Here is an 8,758-nt window from a genome sequence, read left to right on the forward strand (position 1 = left end):
TTTTAATTGAATAAAGTTGTTTTAATTGGAAGATTAACTAAAGATCCGGAATTGAGATTTACACCAGGAATGGGTAAAGCAGTCACTACCTTTACTATAGCTGTTGATAGAAGATTTTCTAAAGATGGACAGAAAGAAGCAGATTTTATTCCTATTGTTGTATGGGGAAAGCAAGCTGAATCTACGGCTAATTATATGAGTAAGGGAAAACTTATAGGTATTAGTGGCAGAATCCAGACTAGAAGTTATGAATCTAGAGATGGCATTAGAAAATATGTTACTGAAATTATTGCAGAAGAAGTCCAATTTCTTGAATGGGGACAGAAAGCTGTAAACAGTACTAATAATGAAACTTTATCTGAAGATTTTAGTAGAAACTCAGGCTTTAATGAAGATATTTATGGAGAAGATATTACTCCAGTTGATGATGGAGATATCCCATTTTAAGAGTTAAGAGTAAGGAGGAGAAGCATTATGGCAAACAGAGAAGGCGGAAGAAAAAATTCCGGCAAATTAAGAAGAGCCAAGAGAAAAGTTTGTGCTTTTTGTATGGATAAGTCTGAATTTATAGACTATAAAGATATAAATAAATTAAGAAAGTATGTTACAGAAAGAGGAAAGATTCTTCCAAGAAGAATTTCTGGGAACTGTGCAAAACATCAAAGAGAGCTTACTAGAGCTATAAAAAGAGCTAGGAACATAGCGTTATTACCATTTACAACAGAGTAGTTAAAAAGTGAAGAATTTGTATTCTTCACTTTTTTTAAACCTAATTGTAAATTATATACTTAAGTTTAAATCTAACGCTTCTATTTATTGCATAAAAATATAAAAAAAACTAAAATATAATTAAAGAATAGGAGGGGACTGTATGAAAAGAGAAAATTTTAACATAATGTATAATGTTAAAATGATAGAGGATTTAAAGGCGGATCTTCTATGTATAATAGGAGATTTCTTTAAGTTACTTACAAGAGGGAACAATGTGACACAACAAGCCATATTGGATTGTATTTCCGGGGCAATAATAATCTTATATTTACTTGCAGAAAGATTAGGATATTCTCATACAGCGGTGGATGAAACTATGAAAAAGAAATTAAAAGTTGGTATAATTGAAGAAGATAAAATAGAAAGAGATGGAAAAGATTTAAGCAAATTATATAATCATCTTAAAGAAAGGAATTAACGGAGGTAGATATGCAAGGTAAAACATATAATGTAAAGGCTTTGGTAGAAGCAGGATTTATAACAGCATTTATAATATTAATAATTCTTATAAATATATACATACCTATACTATCCATATTTACTAATTTCATATTTCCTATACCTATAGCAATACTCTATATAAGACAAAATTATAAAGTTACTTTGATTTCTATAGCAGCTAGTGGTATATTTATAGCAATGTTCTATAATCCTATAAGTGCATTATCTTCAATAGTATTAATAGGTCTTACAGGGATAACTTTAGGATATTGTATAAAAAATAAGAAAGAATTTGCCACCACAATTATTTTTTTAGCTGGATCTATTGCTGTGGGAATAATTTTTTATTTATTTGTTTATATAATGCTTATAAATAAAGCAGGAATATATGGATTGGTTAATAAGGCATTGCTAGATTTAAAACAGTCCATGGAATTAAGTAAAGGCATGTATGAGAAAGCTGGAATGTCAAGTAGTGATATTGCTGCTATGGAAAATATATTTACCATAGTTACGCCTGAATATATTATGGGAATTATCCCGGCAGTAGTTGTAATTATGTCATTTGTTTCATCATATGTAAATTATATATTAGCAATAAATATACTTAAAAGGTTAAGATATGAGGTTAAAGAAATTAAGCCTATTGCTCAATGGTATATGAATACTAGAATAGGTACATTAGTTGGTATAATTCTTGTTATGGGACTGTTACTTGACAGAAAAAATATGGCCGTAGGACAATATTTAGCCAACTCATCAGGACTTATACTTCAATGGATATTGTGTTTAGACGGGGTAGCATTAATTACATATTATTTAATGCACAGATATAAAGTGTCTAAAAAGATTACTGCCTTAATAATAATATTTACAGCTATGTCAAGATTATCTTTGTTTTATACTATTATGGGATTTATAGATATGATAATTGATTTTAGAAGACTTGACCCTTATAGAAAGTTAAAAAAATAGTAACCGGGGGTTTTATTTAATGTATGATAAATATAATTATTTTATAACCAGTAATAAAGTATATATGGTGATAATTGCACTGCTTATTTTATTATTAATGGTATATGGACACATGATAATTGGTTTTGTAGCTATTGGTTTATATATACTGCTTATAATTTATAATGTAAAAAACACAAAATTCAGAAAAAATCAGTGGAAAAAATTTATAGAAGACTTTTCATCTAAGCTTGATGTAGCTACCACAAGTACGCTTGTAAAATTTCCATTTCCACTTGTTATAATAAAAGTAACTGGTGATGTACTATGGTATAATCAAAATTTTTCTTCTATATTAAAAGGAAAAGATATATTAGGGCAAAATATTAAAAATATTGCAAGAGATTTTAATATTAAGCAGGCTGTAACTGGTAAAGAGAACGTGTTTAAGTACATAAAAATTAAGGATAAACATTACGACATATATACAAATATAGTAGGTACTTCTGAAAACTCTAAGGACAAAATTGTTATATTATATTTTTATGATGTGACAAAGTCCTATGATATGGTAAATTCAATAAATGCAAATAAGGATGTAATAATGTTAATGGAAGTTGACAATTTTGATGATGTGGTTAAAGCCATGGATGAGGATGACAGACCACTTATAATAGCAGAAATAGAGAGAACTATAAATATTTATGCACAGAGTTTAAATGCAATGATAAGAAAGTATGAGTCTAATAAATATATATTTTGTATACAAAATAAGTATATAGAAAAAGAGATGGAAAAAAAATTCGAAATATTGGATACTGTAAGAGAAATAAATATGGGAAATAAACTTGCAGTAACTTTAAGTATAGGTATAGGTAGGGGTGGAGTAACCCCAATGGAAAATGAAAAATACGCAGTATCAGCTAAAGAGTTGGCATTAGGTAGAGGCGGAGATCAAGCAGTTGTAAAAAGTGGAGATAAACTGTTATTTTATGGAGGAAAGGCCAAGGAAGTTGAAAAGAGGACTAAAGTAAAGGCTAGGGTAGTAGCCCAGGCACTTGTGGATATAATGAATGACAGCAGCAATATATTTATAATGGGCCATACTAAGCTTGATATAGATTGTTTAGGTGCTGCTGTTGGAATACACGGTGTGGTAGACTTATTGGGTAAGAAGTGTTTTATTATATTGAATAATCCAAACGAAAGTACAAAGCTTATATTAGATAAAATAAAAAAAGAAAAAGAATACAGTAATGCTTTTATAAATGTTAGGGATTGTGAAGATAAAATGGATGAAAACAGTCTTCTGATAATTGTAGATGTTCACAGTGAAGGATATGTAGAAAGTATGCAATTAGTCAAGAAGTTTGATAGAATAGTTATAATTGACCATCATAGAAGAACTACAGATTTTATTAAGGGTTCACTTTTAAGCTATATTGAACCATATGCTTCATCTACTTCTGAGCTGGTTACTGAAATGTTACCATATATGATAGAAAAGCCCACAATAAAAACTATAGAGGCAGAAGCTCTCCTTGCAGGAATATGTATAGATACTAAGAATTTTTATTTCAAAACCGGAGTGAGGACTTTTGAGGCTGCTTCATTTTTAAGGAGACTTGGAGCAGACACTATAGAAATAAAAAAGTTTTTTTCTTATGATTTAGAAACTTATTTAAAAAGGGCTGAAATTATAAGGTCAGCCAGTATATATAATAATATTGCTATAGCAGTATGTCCTGAACAAATAAATAGTATACTATTGGCTGCGCAGGCAGCAGATGAATTGCTAAATATTACAGGTATTCAAGCGTCTTTTGTTTTTGTTAAAATAAAAGATGAAATATTTATTAGTGGAAGATCTCTAGGAGATATAAATGTGCAGATTATACTTGAAGCTTTAGGCGGAGGAGGACATATTACTATGGCAGGGGCAAAACTAGAATACGTGACTATGGATGAAGCTTTATCAAAGCTAAAAGAGGCCATAGAGGAATATGTTAAGGAGAGTGAAAAGTAAATGAAAGTTATATTGTTAAAGGATGTAAAAACTCTAGGGAAAAAAGGTGAAGTTGTAAATGCTTCAGATGGGTATGCTAGAAATTATTTAATACCAAAAGGATTTGCAGAAGAGGCAAATAAAACCAATCTTCATGTATGGAACAACAAGAAAGAAGCGGAGAGAAAACAAAAACTTGCGGAATTGGAAGCAGCACAGAAACTTGCTGCAGACTTAAAAGGAAAAGAAATAAATTTAACTGTTAAATCAGGAGAAAATGGAAGGATATTTGGTTCTATAACCGGTAAAGATATTTCGGATGAATTAAACAAAAAATTTAAGATAAACATAGATAAGAAAAAAATAGCAGTTAATAATATAAGACAACTTGGTACTTATGATGTGGAGGTTAAATTATATCCTGAAATATCTACAAGAATAAAAGTAATTATTGCAGAAAAATAAGGAGGAAAACTCGTGAAGCTACAATTTATTGATGGATTGGATAAAGAAATGAATAATTCTATACCAGTAGATATCCAAGTTAAAGTATTATATGATCTATTAAAAAAAGTTATGGATGAAACTACTATAAATGATAAGGTGGCAAAATATAAACTTGAGGATTACATAAATAGTGAAGATGTATTTAAGAGAATATACGCTTTGAATAAAATAGTAAGTGATGGAAAAGGATTAAGCATTATCCCAAATCAATCTAATATATATAATGCTCTAGAGGATACCAATAATTGGCTTGCAGAAACTTTGGCGGAAAGGTACGTAAGAACTAAAATTGAAAGAGAAGTAGAGAGAAATGTTACAGAACGTCAGGACAAGTACATGGATGAGGTAAGACTAAGTATCATAAAGAAGCAAAGAGGACCTGAAAATGCACAAACTTTAAAAAAGTACGCAAAACTTGAAGTTTTGGACTCTAGAAACCTTAGTAAAAATATACAAAGGCTTTTAAGGCCGGAAACTTTTGGTGAAATTATGGGGCAAGAAAGAGCTGTAGAGTCTATACTTTCTAAAATAGCCTCACCATATCCACAACATATAATCTTATATGGCCCTCCGGGCGTAGGTAAAACTACTGCTGCCAGGATTGCACTTGAAGAGGCAAAAAAACTAAAATTTACACCTTTTAATAAAGATGCTAAATTTGTGGAAGTTGATGGCAGTACATTAAGATGGGATTCTAGAGAAATTACAAATCCTCTTTTAGGGTCTGTACATGATCCTATATATCAAGGTACAAGAAGAGATTTAGCAGAAGGTGGGGTACCAGAACCAAAACTTGGACTTGTTACAGAAGCACATGGCGGAGTACTTTTTATTGATGAAATAGGTGAATTAGACGAAATGCTTCAAAATAAGCTATTGAAAGTATTAGAAGATAAAAGAGTTGAATTTTCATCTTCATATTATGATCCTGACGATGAAAATATGCCCAAATATATAAAATATTTATTTGATAAGGGAGCTCCAGCAGATTTTTTACTTATAGGAGCTACCACTAGGGAACCTAGTGAAATAAATCCAGCCCTTAGATCAAGATGTACAGAAGTCTATTTTGAACCGCTTTCTATAAAAGATATACAAAATATAGTAGAAAATGCGGCTAGAAAGTTAAATATAGAAATTGAAAATGGAGTATCCGGGCTTATAAGTAAATACACTATTGAAGGAAGAAAAGCTATTAATATACTATCAGATGTATATGGATATGTATTATATAATAGTGGCATTACGAATTTAAAAGATAAAATTAAAGTCTCAGTAGAGGATTTAAAAAAAGTTATATCTATAGGTAGACTAAAATCTTTTGAAGAGGTATCTTTAAAATCAGAATATGAAGTAGGGCATATTTACGGTTTGGGAGTAAGTGGTTACATAGGTTCTACTATTGAAATAGAATCAGTTGCATTTAAAGCTAAAGAAAAAGGCAGGGGAGTTGTAAGATTTAATGATACGGCAGGCAGCATGGCAAAGGATTCTGTGTTTAATGCTGCCTCTGTAATAAGAAAGATAACGGATAAAGATATAAGTGATTATGATATTCACGTAAATATAATAGGTGGAGGGAGAATTGACGGACCCTCTGCAGGGGCTGCTATTACAGTGTGTATTATAAGTTCTCTTTTAGATAAACCTCTAAGGCAAGATATTGCTATAACAGGAGAAATATCTTTGAGAGGTAATATAAAACCTGTAGGCGGAATTTTTGAGAAAACTTATGGTGCAAGAAGAAATGGAATAAGAACAATGGCTATACCTTTGGAAAATTTAAGAGAGGTGCCTGCAGATATTAGAGACATAGAGATTAAAGCAGTATCTAATGTTGAAGAGCTTATGAAGATTGTATTTAAATAATTACAGTAATTTTTCGTAAAATAGTTTGTAAATATACAATTATAAATTTAAGGAGTGAAGATATCCATGGATGCACCTTTGGGAAGTATACCTCACAATTTAGAAGCTGAGCAAAGTGTAATTGGTTCAATGCTTGTTGATAAGGCTTCTATAGTTGAATCTATGGAAATCTTAAAAGTTGATGATTTTTATAGAGAGTCACATAAAGTTATATTTGATGCTATTCTTGACTTATATAAAAAAGACATAGCTGTAGATATAATAACGTTAGCTGAAAGTTTAAAATCTACCTCTAAACTGGAAGCTGCAGGGGGAATAACCTATATAAGTGAGTTAAGTGGTTCTATAGTGTCCACTGCTAATTTACAATCTTATATAAAAATTATAAAAGATAAATCTACCCTTAGAAAGCTTATTAGAGCCTCCACAAAAATAATAGAGGAAAGTTATAATAATCAAGATAATGTAGAGAAAACTATTGATATGGCTGAAAAATCTATATTTGATTTATCAGATAATAGAAAGACTTCTGATTTTGAGTCCATGAATGTTGTACTCGAAAGAGGATTTTTAGAAATAGAGAGGCTATTTAATAACAAAGGTGAGACTACGGGAGTAGCTTCTGGATTTAGAGAGTTAGACGCCAAAACATCTGGGTTTCAAAAGGGAGATATGGTGTTAGTGGCCGCAAGACCTTCTATGGGGAAAACAACTTTTGCATTGAATATAGCAGAATATGCATCTTTAAGAGAAGGCAAAAAAGTAGCTGTATTTTCTCTTGAAATGTCAAAGGAACAGCTTGCATATAAGCTATTATGTTCCGAAGCACATATAGATATGTTGAAGCTTAGAACTGGAAATCTAGAGGATAAGGATTGGGAAAATATAGCAAGGGCTTCAGGTCCCCTCGCTGAAGCGCAGATATTTATAGATGATACTGCAGGTATATCTATTATGGAAATGAGATCTAAATGTAGAAGATTAAAAATGGAACATGGTATAGATATGATAATTATAGATTATCTGCAGCTTATGAGTGGTGGAAGAAATTCAGAAAATAGACAGCAGGAAGTATCAGAAATATCTAGGTTTGTTAAAGCATTGGCAAAAGAGATGCAATGTCCTGTTATTGCCCTGTCTCAGTTATCACGTGCTCCAGAGGCCAGGTCAGACCATAGGCCTATGCTATCAGATTTAAGAGAGTCAGGCTCAATAGAACAGGATGCAGACATAGTTATGTTTTTATATAGGGATGAATATTATAATAAAGAAACAGAGGATAAAAATGTAGCAGAGTGTATTATTGCAAAACAGAGAAATGGCCCTACTGGTACTGTAAAATTAGCCTGGATGGGTCAATTTAGTAAGTTTGGAAATCTTGATGTGATACATCAGGAATAAAATATAGGGAACTATACTTGATATAGTTCCCTATATTACTATGAATATTTATAGATTATAATATAAATTTAGTGTATTTCTATTTTTTTGCTATTTGTGTTTCCTTTCTCTAATTTTGGAAGATCAATTTTTAAAACTCCATCTTTAAAAGAAGCATTAATATTTTTTTCGTCCACATTATCAACATAAAAGCTTCTCTTAAATTCGCCATAGTGTCTTTCACGTCTTATGAAATTTTCTTTGCTATCTTCTATAGAATCTTCTCTTTTTGCAGATATTGTTAGATAGTTATTATTAAAGTTTAAATCTATAGCATCCTTATTTATACCTGGAAGATCTGCCTCAATTAAATAGGAAGTATCAGTTTCTTTAAGATCAACTTTAAAACCACTATGCAATAAGCTTGTATTAAATGGTGTTAAGAAATCATGGTTAAAGAAAGAATCGACGAAGCTTTCAAAATCATCTCCTTTCCTTACGGAATTATTTCTTCTAAATGGAACCATATCAAACATAATACATACCTCCTTGAATATAGATTTTATATTATTTTTAGTACTTGTTTAACAATTTTTATTATATTTATATAATATACTTAAAGTCAAAGAAAGTCAAAGTCTAAAAAGTATAGATTTTGTGTATAAGTATTAGAAATTATTATTAATAACCATATAACTTAGTATAAACAATGTATTTAAAAATAAACTGAGAATTTTGATGATTTTTAATGGTTAAAATCATCACCACCCGTAAAACGGGTGGTTTGCTCAGCCCTATAAGGGCATGTTACTGGCTGTGCTACTCGCACAC

At 30.6% G+C, this 8,758-nt stretch carries 9 protein-coding genes; 8 read left to right on the forward strand and 1 reads right to left on the reverse strand.

Annotated features, from left to right (window positions below):
* Positions 1-6 precede the first annotated feature (6 nt).
* The 8 genes from ACJDU8_RS20505 (at position 7) to ACJDU8_RS20540 (ending at position 7,948) form a co-directional block, all read left to right on the forward strand.
* The gene (locus tag ACJDU8_RS20505; RefSeq protein WP_406794036.1) at positions 7-447 is read left to right on the forward strand and encodes a single-stranded DNA-binding protein; all 441 of its coding nucleotides are present in this window, start codon (positions 7-9) and stop codon (positions 445-447) included.
* 27 nt (positions 448-474) lie between these two features.
* Positions 475-729 carry a 30S ribosomal protein S18 gene (rpsR, locus tag ACJDU8_RS20510; RefSeq protein WP_406794037.1) on the forward strand — a complete coding sequence of 85 codons (255 nt, stop codon included), beginning with the start codon at positions 475-477 and terminating at the stop codon, positions 727-729.
* A gap of 142 nt (positions 730-871) precedes the next feature.
* Positions 872-1,189 (forward strand): MazG-like family protein, encoded by a 318-nt coding sequence (locus ACJDU8_RS20515; RefSeq protein WP_406794038.1) that lies wholly within the window; start codon positions 872-874, stop codon positions 1,187-1,189.
* 11 nt (positions 1,190-1,200) lie between these two features.
* Positions 1,201-2,187: a YybS family protein gene (locus ACJDU8_RS20520; protein ID WP_406794039.1), complete on the forward strand. Its 987-nt coding sequence runs from the start codon at positions 1,201-1,203 to the stop codon at positions 2,185-2,187.
* 19 nt (positions 2,188-2,206) lie between these two features.
* Positions 2,207-4,192 (forward strand): DHH family phosphoesterase, encoded by a 1,986-nt coding sequence (locus ACJDU8_RS20525; protein WP_406794040.1) that lies wholly within the window; start codon positions 2,207-2,209, stop codon positions 4,190-4,192.
* The gene (gene rplI, locus ACJDU8_RS20530; protein WP_406794041.1) at positions 4,193-4,636 is read left to right on the forward strand and encodes a 50S ribosomal protein L9; all 444 of its coding nucleotides are present in this window, start codon (positions 4,193-4,195) and stop codon (positions 4,634-4,636) included.
* Positions 4,637-4,648: 12 nt separating this feature from the next.
* Positions 4,649-6,547: a Lon family ATP-dependent protease gene (gene lonC / locus ACJDU8_RS20535; protein WP_406794042.1), complete on the forward strand. Its 1,899-nt coding sequence runs from the start codon at positions 4,649-4,651 to the stop codon at positions 6,545-6,547.
* A 66-nt stretch (positions 6,548-6,613) separates the two neighbouring features.
* A complete protein-coding gene (locus ACJDU8_RS20540) occupies positions 6,614-7,948 on the forward strand; it encodes a replicative DNA helicase (RefSeq protein WP_406794043.1) in 1,335 nt (444 codons plus the stop codon).
* A gap of 68 nt (positions 7,949-8,016) precedes the next feature.
* Here ACJDU8_RS20540 and hsp18 read toward each other — a convergent pair whose 3' ends face one another.
* Complete coding sequence (hsp18, locus tag ACJDU8_RS20545; RefSeq protein WP_406794044.1) at positions 8,017-8,463, reverse strand: heat shock protein Hsp18; 447 nt, start codon at positions 8,461-8,463, stop codon at positions 8,017-8,019.
* Between the last annotated feature and the right edge of the window lie 295 nt (positions 8,464-8,758).

Origin of the sequence: Candidatus Clostridium eludens, assembly GCF_045310515.1 — a bacterium.
GTDB lineage: Bacteria > Bacillota > Clostridia > Clostridiales > Clostridiaceae > Clostridium_B > Clostridium_B eludens.